General features: G+C 70.5%; 17 protein-coding genes. 6 read left to right on the top strand and 11 right to left on the bottom strand.

The window, feature by feature from the left end:
• Positions 1-250 precede the first annotated feature (250 nt).
• Entirely contained in the window at positions 251-1,465 is a 1,215-nt protein-coding gene (locus B0B15_RS03100) for an amidohydrolase (RefSeq protein WP_076673239.1), read from the top strand.
• Between the two features lie 119 nt (positions 1,466-1,584).
• Here the strand turns inward: B0B15_RS03100 and hisD (B0B15_RS03095) are convergent, their stop codons facing one another.
• Positions 1,585-2,904, bottom strand: a complete 1,320-nt coding sequence (gene hisD, locus B0B15_RS03095; RefSeq protein ID WP_076673238.1) for a histidinol dehydrogenase — start codon at positions 2,902-2,904, stop codon at positions 1,585-1,587.
• A gap of 77 nt (positions 2,905-2,981) precedes the next feature.
• On the opposite strand from hisD (B0B15_RS03095), the gene B0B15_RS03090 reads away from it, so the two are divergent.
• Positions 2,982-3,896 (top strand): LysR family transcriptional regulator, encoded by a 915-nt coding sequence (locus B0B15_RS03090; protein ID WP_076673237.1) that lies wholly within the window; start codon positions 2,982-2,984, stop codon positions 3,894-3,896.
• Between the two features lie 57 nt (positions 3,897-3,953).
• Here B0B15_RS03090 and B0B15_RS03085 read toward each other — a convergent pair whose 3' ends face one another.
• From B0B15_RS03085 to B0B15_RS03070, 4 genes are all read right to left on the bottom strand, one after another.
• On the bottom strand, positions 3,954-4,874 hold the full coding sequence (locus B0B15_RS03085; RefSeq protein WP_083708933.1) for a nitrilase-related carbon-nitrogen hydrolase: 921 nt from the start codon (positions 4,872-4,874) through the stop codon (positions 3,954-3,956).
• Positions 4,766-5,932 carry a cupin domain-containing protein gene (locus B0B15_RS03080; RefSeq protein WP_076673236.1) on the bottom strand — a complete coding sequence of 389 codons (1,167 nt, stop codon included), beginning with the start codon at positions 5,930-5,932 and terminating at the stop codon, positions 4,766-4,768. The genes B0B15_RS03085 and B0B15_RS03080 overlap by 109 nt, the downstream gene beginning before the upstream one ends.
• A 19-nt stretch (positions 5,933-5,951) precedes the next feature.
• Positions 5,952-6,932 (bottom strand): ester cyclase, encoded by a 981-nt coding sequence (locus tag B0B15_RS03075; protein ID WP_076673235.1) that lies wholly within the window; start codon positions 6,930-6,932, stop codon positions 5,952-5,954.
• A 128-nt stretch (positions 6,933-7,060) separates the two neighbouring features.
• Positions 7,061-8,059 carry a LacI family DNA-binding transcriptional regulator gene (locus B0B15_RS03070; protein ID WP_076673234.1) on the bottom strand — a complete coding sequence of 333 codons (999 nt, stop codon included), beginning with the start codon at positions 8,057-8,059 and terminating at the stop codon, positions 7,061-7,063.
• Between the two features lie 109 nt (positions 8,060-8,168).
• Here B0B15_RS03070 and hisD (B0B15_RS03065) point away from each other — a divergent pair, with 109 nt between their 5' ends.
• From hisD (B0B15_RS03065) to B0B15_RS03055, 3 genes are read left to right on the top strand one after another with little or no spacing between them, the layout of a single operon-like run.
• Positions 8,169-9,485 carry a histidinol dehydrogenase gene (hisD, locus tag B0B15_RS03065; RefSeq protein WP_076675110.1) on the top strand — a complete coding sequence of 439 codons (1,317 nt, stop codon included), beginning with the start codon at positions 8,169-8,171 and terminating at the stop codon, positions 9,483-9,485.
• Positions 9,482-10,240: an SDR family NAD(P)-dependent oxidoreductase gene (locus B0B15_RS03060; RefSeq protein WP_076673233.1), complete on the top strand. Its 759-nt coding sequence runs from the start codon at positions 9,482-9,484 to the stop codon at positions 10,238-10,240. Before hisD (B0B15_RS03065) ends, B0B15_RS03060 begins: the two co-directional genes overlap by 4 nt.
• Positions 10,237-11,004, top strand: coding sequence for an HpcH/HpaI aldolase family protein (locus B0B15_RS03055; protein WP_076673232.1), 768 nt, complete (start codon positions 10,237-10,239; stop codon positions 11,002-11,004). Before B0B15_RS03060 ends, B0B15_RS03055 begins: the two co-directional genes overlap by 4 nt.
• On the opposite strand, the gene B0B15_RS03050 is transcribed toward B0B15_RS03055, so the two are convergent.
• The 4 genes from B0B15_RS03050 to B0B15_RS03035 form a co-directional block, all read right to left on the bottom strand.
• Positions 11,005-11,703: an alpha/beta fold hydrolase gene (locus B0B15_RS03050; RefSeq protein WP_076673231.1), complete on the bottom strand. Its 699-nt coding sequence runs from the start codon at positions 11,701-11,703 to the stop codon at positions 11,005-11,007.
• A gap of 2 nt (positions 11,704-11,705) precedes the next feature.
• Positions 11,706-12,605 carry a carbohydrate ABC transporter permease gene (locus B0B15_RS03045; protein WP_076673230.1) on the bottom strand — a complete coding sequence of 300 codons (900 nt, stop codon included), beginning with the start codon at positions 12,603-12,605 and terminating at the stop codon, positions 11,706-11,708.
• The gene (locus B0B15_RS03040) at positions 12,602-13,474 is read right to left on the bottom strand and encodes a carbohydrate ABC transporter permease (protein ID WP_076673229.1); all 873 of its coding nucleotides are present in this window, start codon (positions 13,472-13,474) and stop codon (positions 12,602-12,604) included. Before B0B15_RS03040 ends, B0B15_RS03045 begins: the two co-directional genes overlap by 4 nt.
• A 90-nt stretch (positions 13,475-13,564) precedes the next feature.
• On the bottom strand, positions 13,565-14,668 hold the full coding sequence (locus B0B15_RS03035) for an ABC transporter substrate-binding protein (RefSeq protein ID WP_371113244.1): 1,104 nt from the start codon (positions 14,666-14,668) through the stop codon (positions 13,565-13,567).
• 595 nt (positions 14,669-15,263) lie between these two features.
• Here B0B15_RS03035 and B0B15_RS03030 point away from each other — a divergent pair.
• Positions 15,264-16,139 (top strand): KPN_02809 family neutral zinc metallopeptidase, encoded by an 876-nt coding sequence (locus tag B0B15_RS03030; RefSeq protein ID WP_076675108.1) that lies wholly within the window; start codon positions 15,264-15,266, stop codon positions 16,137-16,139.
• 135 nt (positions 16,140-16,274) lie between these two features.
• On the opposite strand, the gene B0B15_RS03025 is transcribed toward B0B15_RS03030, so the two are convergent.
• Entirely contained in the window at positions 16,275-16,859 is a 585-nt protein-coding gene (locus B0B15_RS03025) for a copper resistance CopC family protein (RefSeq protein ID WP_076673227.1), read from the bottom strand.
• Between the two features lie 2 nt (positions 16,860-16,861).
• A complete protein-coding gene (locus tag B0B15_RS03020) occupies positions 16,862-17,608 on the bottom strand; it encodes a YcnI family copper-binding membrane protein (RefSeq protein ID WP_076673226.1) in 747 nt (248 codons plus the stop codon).
• Position 17,609 lies beyond the last annotated feature (1 nt).

Below are 17,609 nucleotides of genomic sequence, written 5' to 3'. Positions count from 1 at the left end.
CCTCTCCGCCTCGCCTGACCGGATCGGTCGGGTTGCGCCGGCTGCGGGGCATCCGGTAGCGCCCGTTCGCCGCAGCCGGGGCGGGTCCTCATAAGGCAGGTCGAGCGTCCAAGACACCCGGGGCAGTCTTCACGGCGTCCGGGTGTTCCGGACACTCGATCGAATGCCGGGGCCTGCGCGCCGGTGACGAGATTCTTCCGGGCGAGCGGGGCCCGGGGCGGGGAAGACGACCGCGAACTAGGCTCGATCCATGAGCGTCGACCTCGAAAGCCTCTACACCGACCTGCACACCCACCCGGAACTGTCGTTCCAGGAGACCCGGACGGCGGGCGTCATCGCGCGCCACCTCGCCGATCTCGGTCTCGAGGTCGAGGAGGGCGTCGGACGCACGGGGGTCGTCACGCGGATCGACAACGGCCCCGGGCCGGTCGTGTGGCTGCGCGCCGACATGGACGGCCTCCCCGTCGAGGAGCAGACGGGCCTCGCCTACGCCAGCACTGCCCGCGGCACCGACCCCGCCGGCAACGCCGTGCCCGTCATGCACGCGTGCGGTCACGACATGCACGTCACCGCTCTCATCGGCGCGCTCGAGCGGCTCGTCGCCACGACCGACGAGTGGTCGGGCACCGTCGTCGCGGTGTTCCAGCCGGCCGAGGAGTACGGCGCGGGCTCGCAGGCGATGATCGCCGACGGCGTGCTCGATCGCTACCCGAAGCCCGACATCGTGCTCGGCCAGCACGTCACACCGCTGCCCGCCGGTGTCATCGGCGTCCGCCCGGGCACGCAGATGGCGGCATCCGACGGTCTCACCGTGGTGCTGCACGGCCGCGGCGGCCACGGCTCGCGCCCGCACTCCACGATCGACCCGGTCGTCATGGCCGCGGCGACCGTCATGCGCCTGCAGACGGTCGTCTCGCGCGAGGTCGACCCGCGCGACGTCGCGGTCGTCACGGTCGGTTCGATCCACGCGGGCCTGAAGAACAACATCATCCCGGCCGAGGCGAAGCTCGAGCTGAGCCTGCGCTATCCCGACGACGCGGCACGCGCGCGGGTCATGAGTAAGGTCGAGCGGATCATCCGGGCCGAGGCCGCGGCATCCGGTGCCGAGCAGGAACCCACCATCAGCACCGACCACACCCTGCCGCCCACCATCAACGACGTGGATGCCACCTCCCGCCTGACGGCCGCGTTCCGGCGGGCTTTCGGGGAGGCCGGCGTGGTCGATCCCGGCATGTTCACCGGCAGCGAGGACGTGTCGTGGTTCGCCCGCGAGTCCGGCGCGCCGCTGGTGTTCTGGTTCTGGGGCGGGGTCGACCCTCAGAAGTTCGCGGACGCCCTGGCCGGCGGCACGATCGAGCGCGACATCCCGACGAACCACTCCCCCTTCTTCGCCCCGGTCATGCAGCCGACGATCGACCGCGGCGTGGAGAACCTCGTGGTGGCGGCGCGGGAGTTCCTGGACTGAGCGGTGTGACGTGCGAAGAGAGGGACCTCGCCACGGCTGGGCCCGGAGCGGCCATGCCCCGACTCGGCGTGTGAAGGCGCGACGGGAGCGGGCACGCGCACGGCGCACCCGCTTCGTCCTCACTCCGCGTAGGTCGCCAGACGCATCGTCGCCGTGGCGCTGTGCGCGGCCATGCCCTCGGAATCGGAGATCGTCTGCACCGCTTCGGCGAGGGCGGGCGTCGCGGCCCGGCTGATGCGCTGGTAAGTGAGCGGCTTGACGAACCGCGACACCGACAGACCCGCGCTGTGTTTCGCCCCACCCGCGGTGGGGAGCACGTGATTGGTCCCTGCCATGCCCTTGTCGGAGTAGGCGACGGTGCTCCACGGCCCGAGGAAGATCGAGCCGTAGTTGCGGAGGCGGTCGTGGTACCAGTCGTCGTCGGTCGTGATCACCTCGAGGTGCTCGGGAGCCAGGTCGTCCATGAGCGCGACGGCGGTCTCCCGGTCGGCCGCGACCGTCACCGTGCCGTAATCGCGCCACGCGGGACCGGCGATCGGCTCCGTGGCGAGCGTCGCGAGCTGACGCTCCACGGCGGCGATCACGGCCCGGCCGTGCTCGTGCGAGGTGGTCACCAACGCCGCGGGCGAGTTGGGTCCGTGCTCGGCCTGACCGAGCAGGTCGGCGGCGACGATCTCCGGGTCGGCACTGTCGTCGGAGAGCACAGCCACCTCGGACGGCCCCGCGAGGAGGTCGATGGCGACGGTTCCGAACAGCTGGCGCTTCGCTTCGGCGACGAAAGCGTTGCCGGCGCCGACCAGCATGTCGACGGGGAGGTCGCCGAGCAGGCCGTAAGCCATCGCGGCGAGCGCTTGCACACCGCCCAGCACGAAGACGCGGTCGACCCCGGACAGGTGAGCGGCGTAGACGACGGCGTCGTTGGCGCCCCCGTCGGGCTGCGGGGGCGTGCAGGCGATCACCGTCGGCACGCCGGCCGCCTTCGCCACGCCCACCGTCATGAAGGCGCTCGCGGTGAGGGGGAACCGCCCCGCGGGCAGGTAGGCGCCGACGCGCGACACCGGCACGTAGCGCACGCCCGTGGCCAGCCCGGGGACCAGTTCGGTCTCGAAGTCCCGCAGGCGGTCGCGCTGCTCGGCGGCGAAGGCCTTCGTCCGCTCGGAGCCCAGCTCGATGGCGGCCCTCAGGTCGGGGGCGAGACGCTCGCCGCTCGAGGCGATCTGCGCCGCGGTGAGTTCGATGTCGCCGCCCTCGTAGCGATCGAGTCGACGCGCGTAGTCGAGCACGGCATCCATTCCGCGGCGCCCGATGTCGCCGAGCATCTCCGAGACGGTCTGGATGACCGCCGGGTCGCGCTGCGCGGCAGGGGCGTCGATGAGCGGGGTCTTGAGGTGGGAGAAGGAGCCGTCGAGTCGCTCGAGGAGCGCGGGGGTGAATCGCATGGTTGAACGCTAGGGCGCCACATCATCCCCCACAAGGACGATGGATGCGATGGCATCCACAGGTTTTACCATTGGGTATGACGATCGCCCAGTTGCGCGCCTTCCTGACCGCTCTCGAGCGGGGCTCATTCACGGCCGCCGCGGTCGAGCTCGATTCCACGCAGGCCTCGGTGTCGGAGCTGGTGGCGCGCCTCGAGCGCGAGCTCGGCGTGCGCCTTTTCCAGCGCGGGGGGCGCCGCCTCGTGCCGACGGACTCCGCCCTCGCGTTGCGCCCGCACGCCGAGCGGGCGGTGGGCGCGATCCACCACGGCGTCGAGGCCATGCGCGCGCTCACCGCGCTCGAGTCCGGCACCTGCACCTTCGGCGTGCTGCGCAACGCCGCCTACTACGACCTGTCCGATCTGCTGCAGCGTTTCCACGAGCGCCACCCCGGGGTGCGGGTACGACTCGTGGGCATCAACTCGGCCCTCGTCGCACGGTCCCTCGCGGCGGGCGAGATCGAGGCGGGTCTCCTGGTGCTCCCCGTCGACGACGAGGGCCTGTCGATCACCCCCCTCCTGCGTGACGAAGTCGTCTTCGCCTCGGCGCGCGCCGACGCCCCGACGCAACCCGTGGGCATGGCCGAGGTCGCCGCCGCGAAGCTCGTCCTCTACGACGCCTACGCAGGCTGGGACGACCCCACCCGCCGTCAGCTGCGCGAGCGCGCGAGCGCGCAGGGGTTCGCCCTCGAACCCGCGATCGAAGTCGAGAACGTGGAGACCGCGCTGGGCCTGGTCGCTTCCGGGACCGCCGACACGATCGTCTCGCGCTCGATCGCCGACTCGCCGGCGTTTCCCCCCGGCATCCGGGTGGTCCCTTTCGCCGAACCCCTCTACGACACGATCGCTCTCGCGCGGCGGGAGGGGACGGAGCTGTCGCCGGCGGCCGGACGTCTGGCCGAGATGGCGCGGGACATGCTGCACGCCCGTGCGGGACGCATCGCGGTGCACTGACGCACGACGGCGACGGCGGCCGCCAGGCATCGGCGGCGCGACGCGCGCACGCGGAGCTCAGCCGTAGAGTTCGGGCCGCCGATCGGCGAAGAGGTCGTTGAACGGCGGGAGGGACTTGTCGGAAGGATGCCGTACGCGCAGCGTCGCGATGACCGTGCCGACACCGTCGGCCGGCGCCGCCGCGACCCACCCGTCGTCGTCGATGATCGCCGTACCCCCGGTCCAGGCGACACCGCGCTCGCAACCGTGTCGGTCGGCGATCACGGTCGAAAGCCGCGAGGAGCGGGCCGCCGCCATCGCCTGGATCGTCTCGGGTGCGCGCTCCCCCGCCGGCCGATCCACCAGCGGCCAGTTCACGGGCAGCGCCAGAACCTCCGCCCCGGCGAGAGCGAGCCGCCGTGGCACCTCGGGGAACTCGTTGTCGTAGCAGATCGCCACTCCGATGCGCCCGACCGGGGTCTCGACCACTGCTCCCGCGGCGTCGCCCGACGCGAAGAACAGCGATTCCTCCCCCCAGAGGTGCGACTTGCGGTAGTCGCCGAGGCGGCCGTCGCGGGTGAGGACGGCGGCGGTGTTGAACAGCCGGGCTCCGGCATCCTCGGCGTATCCGACGACGGCGACCGTCTCCTCGGGCAGCTCCCTCGCGATCGTCTCCCAGCCGGGATCGTCGCGGGACACCGCCGCGGACCGGGCCTCCGCGGCGTCGGCGAAGACGTAACCGCTGAGCGCGAGCTCGGGCACGACGATCAGACGCGCACCGGCCCGGGCGGCATCGCCGACCGCGGCGCGCGCCGCATCGAGGTTCGCCGCGACCTCCCCCACGACGATGCGGGGGGAAGTCGCGGCGACGACGAGCTCGCGCGGGGCGATCAGTCGTCCTCCGTCGCGGTGACCATCACGCCGACGGGCGCGAGGTAGCCGTTGGGGTCGATCATCCAATCGGCGTCGCGAGCGGCGTCGACGACCTCGGGGGCCCATTCGAGGTACACCCGGTCGTCGCCCGAATTGACCACGAGCAGCTCTCCGGCGCCGGTGTCACCGGCCTCGATGCACCGGAACGCCCGCCAGGCACCGGCGGGCACCGAGAAGGAATCCCAGGGGTCGAGCTCGATGGTCGTGGAGGGATCGCCGTTCAACGTGACCGCCCAGCGTCCGCTCTTGACGAGCAACGCCTGGTTCTTGTCGTGACGGTGACGCAGGATCCCTTCGTCTTCGACGGCGCGGACCCAGGCCATGTTGAAGGAGTGGGGTTCGTGGATGCGGGGGACCTGACGGCGGTCCTCGGTCATGCCGTAGCCGATGGCCAGGCTCAGCTCGGCGGCACCGCCCGGGAGGCTCGCGCACAGGAGCGCGTTCGCGCTGTAGACGCGGTCGCCGGGCTGGATGACCCGCTCGCGCATCTGCTCGACCGAGAACGGCGTCAGCTCGTCGATGTACTTCTGCTGGATCGGCTTGATCAGCGCCACGTCCTGCGGCAGCTCGTCGCCGGCCACGGTGTCGATCAGCTGATTGTCGGCGGTGAGGTGCAGACCGTACGACTCCGCCTCCTTCAGCACCGACGGTCCCCAGATGATGCCACCCGTCACATCGCGCCCGAGGACGGTCCAGAGGATGCCGTCGTCCGGACCCTCGTTGGTGAAACCGCGGAAGATCCACGTGGGGATCGAGATGATGTCGCCGTCGGTGCTGACGTACTCCCCCTGCTTGCCGTCGATGCCCCAGCGCAGACGGAATTCGCCGCCGAGGTTCACGAAGACCTCCGCGGTGAAGTGCAGGTGCAGGTTGTTCGAGATGCCGTTCGGCATGCCCGCGGCGCCGGTGTTGAAGCCGTGCTCCTCGGTGAGGTTGATGACCTGGCCCGCGTTCTGCGAGACGCCGCCGCCGATGAAGGCGTAGTTCGACTTGCGGTCGGAGCCGGGGGTGCGGCAGTCGATGAAGGCCGCGTTGTGGGGGGCCCAATCGCTCTTGCGGATGGTGCGCCGCTGGATCTCGGCCCCATCGACGTCGGTGGAGGGGCTCACGTGGTCGGTGCTCATGATGTGTTCCTTCGTTGGATCAGTAGATGTTGCCGAGGACGACGGGCTCGTCGCCTCGCATTCCGGCGATCTGCGCACGCAGCGCGATGTCGTCCCACAGCCGCACTTCCTTCACCAGCGCGCCCTGATGGAAGGTGAACTGCGAGATGCCCAGCACGTCGACGGGCCGGCCGGTGAGCGGTCCGTAGTTCGCGACGCCGTTGTAGTCGCCGACGAACTTCCACGTGACGGCGACGCGCAGACCGGCGTAGCGCACGTCGTAGTTGGTCTGGATGTCGCGGATTTCGAACCGCCCGGCCGGGAACGACTCGAGGAACCGCAGGAGCGCGCGTCGATAGCCCTCCGGACGGATGACGAGGCGGTTGCCGACCGTCAGCAGCACGAGGTCGCGGTGAAAGAACTTCTCCACTTTCTGCAGGTCGCGGTCGTTCCACACCGTCTGGATCATCTCGACCACGCGCTCGACCTCGGGACGGTAGTCGTCGGGTCGCGGCCCGGAGTCCCCCACCGCGATGGGGTCGGCCGGAGCGGGCTCGGTCCACGTGCCGGTGTAGCCGCGGAACGCCTGCGCACGGGCGAGCTCGTCGAGATCGCTCTGCAGCACGAGCGCGCCGGCGAGGGTGTCGCGCACCACCCATTCCTCGACCATGCGGCCGCGGCGGTACAGGCAGTTGGCGATCGTGCGGCTGTATTCGGAGGACTGCAGGTGCCCCGACAGCACCAGATGCGAGCTGAGGAAGGCGTCGTCTCCGCGTGCCTCCCAGATGACGTCCTCGGCCTGCCCGGTGCGATCGGGGGTCGCCGAGATGCGCATCAGTGTGCCCTCGATGACCTCGTCACGGGTCGTCGAGGTGCCGTAGGCCCCGTGGACGATCGAGTCGGGTTCGTAGTTGTCGCGGATGAAGCTGATGGAACGGTCCACCCAGATCAGATCGGTGACTTCGCGGATGAAGTCATCGGGATCCGCGTACGGCTGGTAGGCGACCGGGTCGAGAGGCACTCGAGGCTCCTTCGGGTGTGGCGCCGGGTGGGCGCGGGGCGATGTCGGCAGTGTATGCGTATGCACAACCGAGGCGCAAGACTCCCGCGCGTCTCGTCCGCCCCGCTCGTCGGGGCCTCGTCAGCCGATCAGCGGGAGTGGACCGCGGCCAGGGTCCGGCGTTCGACGAAGGTCGTCGCGAACTCCACGTGCGCGTACTCCTCCGGCCGATCCTCGATGCGTCGCACCATCAACCGGCCCGCCTCGCGCGCCATGCGCACGTAGTCGTAGGCGATCGTCGACAACTCGATGAGGGGCCAGGATGCCGGGGGCAGATCGTCGAAGCCGACGATCGACACCCCGTCGGGCACCGTCACACCGGCGCGTCGAGCGGCGTTGAGCGCGCCGTACGCCATGACGTCGTTGCCGCAGAAGATGAGGGTGGGGGCGTCCTCGAGCGCCAGCAGCTCGGTCGTTGCGGCGTCGCCTGCGGCCGTGTCGAACGGTCCGTGGCGCACGCAGGCGGCGTCCAGCGCGATCCCGCGGTCCGCGAGCGCGGTCCGCAGCGCGCGCTCGCGCGAACGGCCCGTGCTGGTGTTCTGCGGACCCAGGACGGCTCCGATGCGCCGATGCCCGAGGGCGAGGGCCCGGTCCACGGCATCCTGCAGTCCGGACGCGGGGGCGACCACCGTGGCGTCCGCATCGACGAGGGCCGCTGTGCGGTTGAAGTACACGAACGGCAGGCCCCTGTCGCGAAGGCGCAGCGGGACGACGGACTCGACCGTGGTGGTGGCGAGGATGACGCCGTCCAGACCGTTGGCGATCAGGCGCTCGGCGACCGACTCGTCGGTGGTCTCGGTGTGGAGAACCAGCTGATAGCCGTGGGCCTCGAGCTCGCGATGGAGGGGGGCGATGATGTGCGAGTAGAACTGGTTCTCGAGGTCGGTCACGAGCAGGCCGATGCGACGCGTCCGGCCGGACGACAGCGCACGCCCCGCCTCGCTGGGCACGTACCCCAGCAGTACCGCCGCGTCGCGGACGCGCTTCTTGGTCTCCTCGGAGACGCGCGGGTCGTCGCGCAGGGCACGGGAGACGGTGGGCTGCGAGACGCCGGCCAGTCGAGCGACGTCTCTGCTCGTGACGGCCATGGCTCCCCCTGGCGACTCAGTGCTGAGGAGGGAAGTCTAGCGAAAGGTTGACCCGGTGTGCATACGCAGTCATGATGGACGCATACGTATGCAATGGAAGGACGCGAAGATGCCCCTGTACCTGAAAACGGCACCCACGAAATCGTTCACGGACACCGCGCAGAGCGATGTCGCCGCCCGGGTGGGGACGATCATCGACGACATCCGCGCGCACGGGGATGCAGCGGTGCGCCGGTATGCGTCGCAGTTCGACGGGTGGGAGCAGCCCTTCCGTCTCGACGACGCCCGCGTCGCGGAGATCATGGCGACCCTCGACCCGCAGGTCATCGACGACATCCGTTTCGTCCAGGAACAGGTGCGCACCTTCGCACAGGCGCAGCGCGACTCGCTCGTCGACATCGAGGTCGAGACCCTGCCCGGCGTGCACCTCGGACAGAAGCACGTCCCCGTGCGCGCTGCCGGCGCCTACATCCCCGGCGGAAAGTACCCCCTCACGGCATCCGCGCACATGACGATCATCACGGCCAAGGTGGCGGGCGTCCCCCGCGTCGTCGCGTGCACCCCGCCGATCCGGGGCGAGATCCCCGCGGCGACGGTCGCGGCGATGAAGCTCGCCGGCGCCGATGAGATCTACATCCTCGGCGGGGTGCAGGCGGTCACCGCCATGGCGGTGGGCACCGAGACCATCGCGCCGGTCAACATGATCGCCGGGCCCGGCAACGCCTATGTCGCCGAGGCCAAGCGGCAGCTGTTCGGAGAGGTGGGCATCGACCTCTTCGCGGGGCCGACCGAGATCCTCATCGTGGCCGACGACGACGCCGACCCGTTCCTCACCGCCGTGGATCTGCTCTCGCAGGCGGAGCACGGTCCCGAGTCGCCGGCTGTGCTCATCACGACCTCCCGCCCCCTCGGCGAGCGCGTGATGGAACTCGTCGAGGAGATCCTGCCGGGCATGCCCACGCGCGACTACGCCGGGCCCGCCTGGCGCGACTGGGGTCAGGTCATCGTGGTCGACGACCTCGACGAGGCGTACGCCCTCGCCGACTCCTTCGCGTTCGAGCACGTGCAGATCTTCACGCGCGAGCCCCGCATCGCGCTCGAGAAGATGCACGACTACGGGGCGCTGTTCCTCGGCGAGAACACCTGCGTCTCCTACGGCGACAAGGTCATCGGCACCAACCACGTGCTTCCGACGCTCGGCGCCGCCCGGTACACCGGGGGCCTCTGGGTGGGCAAGTACCTGCGCACGATCACGTACCAGGAGATCACCGACCCCGCGTCATCGGCGATGCTGGGCGAGGTGTGCGGGCGAGCCGCACGCGTGGAGCTGTTCGAGGGCCATGCCCGCTCGGGCGACGCGCGGGCGTGGCGGCACGGGGGCGCGAGCTTCCCCTGGATCGAGCAGAGCACGGCGGGAGCCCGATGACCGACCTCGCCGGGCGCACCGCCCTGGTCACCGGTGGGGGGAGCGGCCTCGGAGCGGCGATCGCGGATGCGCTGTCGAGGGCCGGGGCCGACCTCGTCGTCGTGGGCCGCCGGCGCGATGCGCTCGACGCCGTCGTCGATCGACTGCCCGGGCCGGCGCGCGCGCTCGTCTGCGACGTCGCCGACGAGCGCTCCGTGGCCCGGCTGAGCGAAGACCTCGCCGCCACCGAGGTGTCGATCCTCGTCAACAACGCCGGCATCGCGGGGCCCGTCGCGGCGCTCACCGACATCGGCGTCGACGACTGGGACGAGGTCTTCGCGGTCAACGTGCGCGGGATCTTCCTGATGTGCCGGGCATTCCTGCCCGCGATGGTGGCGAGGGGAGCCGGCGACGTCATCAACCTCGCCTCGGTGTCCGGGAAGCGGCCGCTCGCCCACCGCACGCCCTACACCGCGTCGAAGATGGCGGTCCTGGGGCTCACCGCCACCCTGGCCTTCGAGGTGGGCCCCGCGGGGGTCAGCGTGAACACGCTGTCGCCGGGGCCGGTCGACGGCGAACGCATGAGCCGCAACTTCCGCCGCGAGGCCGAACGCTCGGGCGGGACGGCCGCTGAGGCCGAGGCGGCATTCGTGTCGCGCGCCGCGCTGGGACGCATGGTGACCGAGGCGGAGGTGGGCGCGGCGGTCGTGGCCATGCTGGCGATGCCGGGCATGTGCGGGGCCGACGTCGACCTCTCGGCGGGGATGATCGCGTGAGCGCGCCCCAGGCGTCCGATCGCCCGGTGTCCCTCCGCGCCCGCGCCGAGGCCGGAGAGCGGCTCATCGGCGCGCTCCTGCGCATGCCGGGTGAGGAGCTCGCCGAGATGCTCGCGGTCGCGGGCTTCGACTTCGTGCTGATCGACGCCGAGCACGGACCCGCCGACGTGATCGCGCTGCGTCAGCACATCGCCGTCGCCGCCGTGCACGGGGTGCCCGTGATCGTGCGTGTCGGGGAGGACGAGCCGGGCATGATCCTGCGCGCGCTCGATCAGGGCGCCCAGGGCGTTCTCGTTCCGCACATCGACGACGCGCGGGCGGCCGCGGCCGTCGTCGCGGCGACGCACTATCCGCCCGTGGGAACCCGCGGCTTCGCGACCTACAGCCGCGCCGGGCGGTTCGGCGAGACCCCTCCCGCGGACCACCGCGACTGGTATCTGCGCAACACCCTCGTCCTCGGCATGATCGAGTCGCCGGCGGGCGTCTCCGCGGCGGAGGCCATCGTCGCCACGCCCGGCCTCGACGGGATCATGATCGGCCCCGCCGACCTCGCGGCATCCACCGGTCCCGACGACCTCTCCGTGCCCGAGTCGACCGCGGCCGTGAATCGCGCGGTCGCGGCGGCGGGCAAGATCCGCATGGACATCGTGGGCACCCCCGGCGCGGCCGTCGCGGCGTTCGACGACGGGGCGGGCCTCGTCGTCTACAACCTCGCGGCGTCGCTCATGACGCATCTGCGCGGCCTCCGGGCGGCCGCGGACTGATCAGGACTCGGACTCCACACGGGCGCGCCACGCCTGTACGAGCCCCCCGAATTCGGTGGGCCGCTCGAGCGGAACGAGGTGCCCCGCCACGAGCCGCTCCTGGTGCGCGCCCGTCAGCGATGCGGCGATCTCGTCGTGGAAGCTCGGCGGACACAAGGCGTCGTCGGCCCCGGCGATCACGAGAGTCGGCACGGAGAGGGCGGTGAGCCGCGGCCGCAGGTCGACGCGGCTCGCCTGCAGGCGCAGCTGCGCCGCCAGCGCGCGCGATGACGTCTCCTCGCCCATGCGCAGCGTCCGCTCGACGAGGTCGGGGCGCGAGGCGAGCGCGGTCGCCGACAGCAGCGCGGGCAGGATGTCGGCCTGCAGCGCGGCGGGAGTCTCGCCGGCCGACAGCCGGGCGAGCCAGGCCGCCCACCCCGAGTACTGCCGAGGGGTGGGCGCCTTCGCGTTGGCCGCGGTCACGCACAGACCGACGACGCGCTCGGGCGCACGGATCGCCAGCGCCATCGCCAGGATGGCCCCGAGCGAGAGGCCGCCGATGACGAATCGTGCCGGCAACCGCCGCAGCAACCGGTCCACCTGGGCGTCGAGGTCGTCGGCATCCAGAGCCGGGGTGAGGGCGTCGTCGAGCCCGCACCCCGTCCAGAGATCGGCCGTGCAGTTCATCCCCGCCAGCAGGACGAGCGGCGCAGCCGACACCGTCAGCCCTTCACCGCACCGTCGCTGAGGCCCGCCACGAGGTACTTCTGCGCGATGAACGCGATGATCACGACGGGGATCGTCAGCAGCATCGAGGCCGCACCCGCCTGCTGCAGCATCGGCAGCGTCTGTCCGAGCTGCGTGGCGATGAACACGGGCACGGTCTTCGAGGAGGTGTCTGTCAGCACGAGCGCGGTCAGGTACTCCTGGAAGGCGAACAGGAAGACGAAGATGCCGGCGGTCAGGATGCCGGGACCCATCAGCGGGATCATGACCCGCCGCAGCATGCCGATGCGGGTGCAGCCGTCGATCATCGCGGCCTCGTCGAGCTCGCGGGGGATCTCGGCGAAGAAGTTGCGGAGCAGCCAGATGGTGAACGGCTGGTTGATTGCGACGAGGGCGATGGCCAGCGCGAAGGTGGTGTCGTAGATGCCGAGCGCTCGGCTGATGTCGTACATCGGCAGCACCACCGCGAATCGCGGCAAGGCGCGGAAGATCAAGGCCAGCACGAGGAGCAGGGCCGAGATGTAGCTCGGGAACCGCGAGAGCGCGTAGGCGGCGGGGATGCCGATCACCAGGGCGATCAGCGTCGAGATCACCGCCACCGACAGGGTGTTCACGAGGTAGTCGGCGAAGTAGGTGGTCTCCCACAGGTCGACGAACGCCTTCAGCGTCGGCTCGTAGCCCGACAGGACGGGCGGGTTGGCGAAGGCGACGTCGGTCGGCTTGGTCACCGACAGCGTCATCCACACGAAGGGACTGAGCATGAGGAAGCACAGGATGCCGAGCAGCACCCCCGTGACGCCCCGGATACGTCGTCGCGGCCGCGGTCGGCGGTTCTTGCCCTCGATGTCGCCGGTCGTGATGGCGCGCGTCGAGAGCGCTTCGGTGCGGAGGGTCATCGGGCGGCCTTCGCTTCCTTGAAGATGCCCCGGATGAAGGGGATGAGCATGACCAGGATCAGCAGGATGGTCAGCACGTTGATGGCGCTGCCGAGACCGAGCGCCTGCGCCCCGTTCGCGAAGGCGACGGAATAGACGTAGAGCATGATCGACTCGTTGCCGATGGTCTCCGCCTGCGGCGACAACGGGATCAGCGCGTCGAAGATGCGCAGCACGTCCATGATCGTGATGAGGCAGACGAACCCGAGTACCCCGCGCATGGTGGGGATGATGACCTGCAGGTGCGTCTGGAACGCGTTCGCACCGTCGATGCGGGCGGCTTCGCGCAACTCCACGGGCACACCCTGGAGGCCGGCGAGGATGATGAGCATCGCGAACGGCAGCATCTGCCAGACGGTGTTCAGGATGACGAGCAGGGCGTTGGGGACCTGATCGGTGAACCAGAGCACCTGCGTGCCGCCGAGGAGGCCGATCAACCGGTTGACAACGCCCCCGAAATTGTCGTCGAAGAGCCACGAGAAGGCGACGGCTCCCACCAGGTTGGGCAGCACGTACGACACGAGCATGATGCCGAGCACCAGGGGCCGGGACAGGCGGAGGGTGTTGACCGCGATGGCGATCAGGTAGCCGAACACCAGCAGGATGACGGTGGTCACCACCGTCACGACCAGGGTGAAGACGACGGCACGGTGGAAACGCGGGTCGCCGAGGGCGTCGGTGAAGTTCGCCAGACCGACGAACGTCCCCGGGACGCCGTAGCGGACATTCTCGAAGCTCCATTGCACGGTGCGCAGGAGGGGGAACACGAGCAGGGCGCTCATGATGGCCAGACTGGGGGCGAACAGCACCCAGAACTCGCGGGCTTTCACGGGACGACTCCTCTCAGTGGGCTCCGGCCCGGTCGTCGTCGACCGGGCCGGGCTCACCTGTTCACCGGTGGGTGCGGGCGATCGCGGGCGTCAGCCCGCGATCTTCTCCCCCGCGGCCTGCATCTGCGCCGTCGCCTCGTCGACCGACATCCCGCCGGCCAGGAACTGCGCCACGATCGGCGTGATCTCGTTGCTGATCGGGGCCAGGACGGGCGAGACCACGGGCGGCATCGCCCCCGCGATGGAGTCGTTGGCCGCCTGGCCGTACGGCGAGTTGTCGGTCGTGACCATTCCCTCGCGAGCCGGGTAGGCCGCCGGGACCGACGCCTTCGACGCGTCCTCGCTGACGGCCGAGGCCATCATCTCGAACAGCATCTTGTGATCGAGCTTCGTGTTGAAGGGGATCGACCACCCGTCGATCGAGAGTCGGTCGTACAGGTACGGCGCCGACGACGACACCTTCGGCGGGGCGGCGAAACCGAAGTTCTCGGACAGCTTGCTGTTCTCGGCCTTGGTGAGGTCGCTCATACGCCCCGAGAACATGATGGACATCGCCGCGGTGTCGTTGTACATCTGCTGCTGCACCTTCGGCTGATCGAAGGTGGTCACCTGCGGGTCCATGTAGGGCTGCAGGCTCTGCATCGCCTGCAGGGCCTCCTTGGCCTCCGGGGTGTCGAGGGTGACGTTGCCGCTCGCGTCGACGAAGTCGCCGCCGAGCGAATTCATCACGGCCTGGAAGCTCGTGGTGACATCAGCGGTGGCGAGCCAGGGCAGCGCGATCGGGTATTGCATCTTGCCCGAAGCCTTGATGGCCTCGGCGGCGCTGATCATGTCGTCGAAGGTCTGCGGCACCTCCAGGCCCAGCTCGTCGAACACGTCGGTGCGGTAGGCCATGACGAACATCTGCGCCTGCATCGGCAGAGCGTAGAGCTTGCCGTCGTACGACATCCCCTGACGCATCGACTCGCTGATGGCGTTCAGGTCGTACTCGTCGGCGAACTCGTCGAACAGGTCGTCGAGGGGGACCAGCTTGTCGTCGACGGCGAGGCTCGGGATGACGAAGCCGTAGGTCTCGACGATGTCGTAGCTGCCGGTCTCGCCCGACAGCGTCGCCGTGGTCTTGGTGACCTGCCCGCCGAAGTCGATGGGGTCGTGCTTGACCGTGACATCATCTTTGGTGCAGCTGGAGACCATCGTGTCGGTGAAGGGGTCGATGGCGGAGGAGTTGTAGGCGAGCACGTTGACGGTGGTCGCGGATTCGGGTGCGGTGTAGTCGCAGGTGACCTCGGTGGCATTCGCGTTTCCCGTGCGGCTACCCGCGCCGCATCCGGAGAGGGCGAGTGCACCCACGGCCGCGACGGCGGCAAGGGCGATAGCGCGCTTCTTGGTGGATGACATGGCCAAACCGTATACGTATGCATAGCCCTTAGGGAAGCCTAAGCGCGCACATCCGCCGGTAACGATCGTGTTTCATGAATACGTATGAGCACAAGCGTCTCGCGCGCGACCCGGAACGCCGCGAGGCGGCGGTCCCTCCGTCGGCGCCCGCCCCCGATGGCGCCGGGCCTCACTTGATCCCGCTGCGCGCGAAGCCCGCCACGAAGTACCGCTGGAAGACGAGGAAGACGATCGCGATCGGCACGACGTTCAGCAGCGCGTAGGCCATCGGTACGCCCCCGATCAGCGGGGATCGGGGGGTTGCGGAACCGGCGGAGTTTTCGATGAAGCGGTCACGGGCGAGAAGTCCAGCCCCGTGACCGCCGCATCGTGCGCCCGTACCGTGAACGTCGTGACGTTCAACGACAATGCCCGCGTCGGCGGGAACTCGGCCAAGCGGCGCGGCGGAACGGTCGCGGCCGTCGGTGGCGGCGCGGTGGGCCTCGGCGCGATCGTGGTGTTCCTGATCTCCGCCTTCACCGGCACCGACCTGTCCGGACTCCTCGGCGGCGGTGGTGCGCCCGCCGCGCCCCAGGGCGGCGGCGAGGCGATCGCCAACTGCTCCACGGGACAGGATGCCAACACCGACGACACCTGTCGCCTCGCGGCCGCGACCCTCAGCATCGACCAGTTCTGGCAGGAGCGCCTCGACGGATACCGCGAGCCGCAGCTGATCATCGTCGATCAGGCGACGTCGAGCTCATGCGGAACGGCGTCGAACGCGACCGGACCGTTCTACTGCCCGCCGGATGAGACCGTGTACGTCGATCCGACGTTCTTCTCGATCCTGCGGGAGCAGTACGACACCACCGCCGGCCCCCTCGCCCAGCTCTACGTGCTCGCGCACGAGTACGGCCACCACGTGCAGAACCTCACCGGCGTGATGCAGCAGTACCCGAACAACGGCACCGGGCCCGACAGCAACGGCGTGCGCACCGAACTGCAGGCCGACTGCTACGCCGGCGCGTGGGTCGCCGCGGCCGGCGAGCAGGTCGACGAGAACGGCACGCCCTACCTGCAGCCCCCGACCGAGCAGCAGATCACCGACGCGCTGTCGGCAGCGGCCGCGGTCGGCGACGACCACATCCAGGCCGAGGCGGGCCAGGTCACCAACCCCGAGAGCTTCACGCACGGCTCGAGCGAGCAGCGCACGCGCTGGTTCGACGCGGGGCGCCAGGGCGGCGTCAACGCCTGCGACACCTTCTCGGTCGCGGGCTCGAACCTATAGGCCGCGGCGTTCGGCCCCTCGCGGCCCGTCGCCCTGGCGGCGGCGCCGGGGCACCGGCATCCGGAATCCGGCGCCGGGTGGGACGGCGCGAGACGGCCCGCCCGCCGCGGACCTCCGTCGGCGGGCGGGGCCGCCTCAGTCCTCGCGGCCGCGCGTGCGCAGGATGATGACGATCAGGATGCCGACGAGGACCACGGCACCGCCGCCCGCCAGCAGTCCGATCGTCAGGCCCGACATGCCGGCCGGGGCCGGGGTGTCGGTCGCGGGTGCCGCCTCTCCCGCGCCGACGGCGGCCGCGCAGGGGGACTCCTCCGCGCCAGACGAGACGCCCTCCCCCGTGTAGGTGAACGGGATCACGCCCGAGACCGGGTGACCGTCGGACGACACCGCGCGCCACTCGACCTGGTAGTCGCCGGGCTCACCCAGCGCGACAGCGGTCGTCAACGTGGGGCCCGCGAGAGCCGTGCACTCGCTCTCGTAGTGCCGCCCGTCGGGGCCCACCACGATGACGAGGTTGCCGCCGTCGGTTCCGAGCAGGTTGGCGCTGAAGTCGAGGGTGACCTCCGACAGCGTCGAGACGCTGTCACCGTCGGCCGGCGACGACGACACGAGACTGTCGTGCGCCGAGGCCGCCGTGGCCCCGCCCAGGGCGGCCGTCATCGCCGCAGCGACCACCACCGCCCCGGCGAGAACGCGACGCAGCGCATTGCGGGTGCGCATGCTCACGCGCGCTTCGGACGACGCGCGAAGGCGAGGGCGCCGAGCACGGCGCCGGCCGCGGCCACGACCAGGGCCGCGATGCTCAGGCCCAGCGCGATGCCGGACGAGGAGTCGCCCGCCTCCGCGCTCGCCTCGCTCGAGTGGTCGTCCCCGCCGGAGGATGCCGTCGTGGACGTTCCGTGGCTGTGCTCCGCGGTCGGCGGGGCGTCGTTGATGTAGAGCACGGGGGCGGGCTCGAGCGTGTCGTCGGCGGCGACCTCGTCGGGCGTGGCGGCCCAGTCCACGACCTCCCCGTCGGAGTACGTCTGCTCCGCGGGCAGCAGCAGGTGGCCGGTGTCGGGCACCGGGCCGAGCACGGCCGAGAAGATCTGGAACTGGTCCTGACCGATGCCGACGCCGGGGTCGGCCTGCCACACGATCTTCAGCGCGGCATCCGAGATGGTGTTGCCGTCGACCTCGACGGGCGCGGGCAGGGCGCCCTTCTCGACCGTGGCGGTCCAGCCGGGCACCGGCTCGACGAGCACGGCGCTCAGCGGGGTGTCGGTGGGCAGGGTGACCTCGACCTTGACGGTGGATGCCGTCTCGGACTCGGTCGGCACGCGGAAGTTCACCGTGGCGTAGCTGCCGGGGGTGGCGGTGTTCGGGTTGACGGTGACGTGCGCGGAGGCCGCCAGGGGCGCGCCGAGGGCCAGGACGGCACCGGCGGCGAGACCGGCGAGGGTACGACGAAGGATGGTCTTGCGAGACATG

The sequence above is a fragment of the Microbacterium sp. RU1D genome (genome assembly GCF_900156435.1).
GTDB lineage: Bacteria > Actinomycetota > Actinomycetes > Actinomycetales > Microbacteriaceae > Microbacterium.
Note: the sequence above shows the minus strand (reverse complement) of the source record. Positions and strands in the feature narration are given on the sequence as shown.

Excerpts from the sequence above, each read along its gene's own strand:
- B0B15_RS03020 (WP_076673226.1), bottom strand. The coding sequence starts at position 17,608 with ATGTCTCGCAAGACCATCCTTCGTCGTACCCTCGCCGGTCTCGCCGCC.
- B0B15_RS03045 (WP_076673230.1), bottom strand. The coding sequence starts at position 12,605 with ATGACCCTCCGCACCGAAGCGCTCTCGACGCGCGCCATCACGACCGGC.
- B0B15_RS03085 (WP_083708933.1), bottom strand. The coding sequence starts at position 4,874 with ATGGGCCCCCGAGGTCGTCGACGCCGCTCGCGACGCCGATTGGATGAT.
- hisD (WP_076673238.1), bottom strand. The coding sequence starts at position 2,904 with ATGCGATTCACCCCCGCGCTCCTCGAGCGACTCGACGGCTCCTTCTCC.
- B0B15_RS03090 (WP_076673237.1), top strand. The coding sequence starts at position 2,982 with ATGACGATCGCCCAGTTGCGCGCCTTCCTGACCGCTCTCGAGCGGGGC.
- B0B15_RS03100 (WP_076673239.1), top strand. The coding sequence starts at position 251 with ATGAGCGTCGACCTCGAAAGCCTCTACACCGACCTGCACACCCACCCG.
- B0B15_RS03035 (WP_371113244.1), bottom strand. The coding sequence starts at position 14,668 with ATGGTCTCCAGCTGCACCAAAGATGATGTCACGGTCAAGCACGACCCC.
- hisD (WP_076675110.1), top strand. The coding sequence starts at position 8,169 with ATGCCCCTGTACCTGAAAACGGCACCCACGAAATCGTTCACGGACACC.
- B0B15_RS03025 (WP_076673227.1), bottom strand. The coding sequence starts at position 16,859 with ATGCGCACCCGCAATGCGCTGCGTCGCGTTCTCGCCGGGGCGGTGGTG.
- B0B15_RS03070 (WP_076673234.1), bottom strand. The coding sequence starts at position 8,059 with ATGGCCGTCACGAGCAGAGACGTCGCTCGACTGGCCGGCGTCTCGCAG.
- B0B15_RS03080 (WP_076673236.1), bottom strand. The coding sequence starts at position 5,932 with ATGAGCACCGACCACGTGAGCCCCTCCACCGACGTCGATGGGGCCGAG.
- B0B15_RS03060 (WP_076673233.1), top strand. The coding sequence starts at position 9,482 with ATGACCGACCTCGCCGGGCGCACCGCCCTGGTCACCGGTGGGGGGAGC.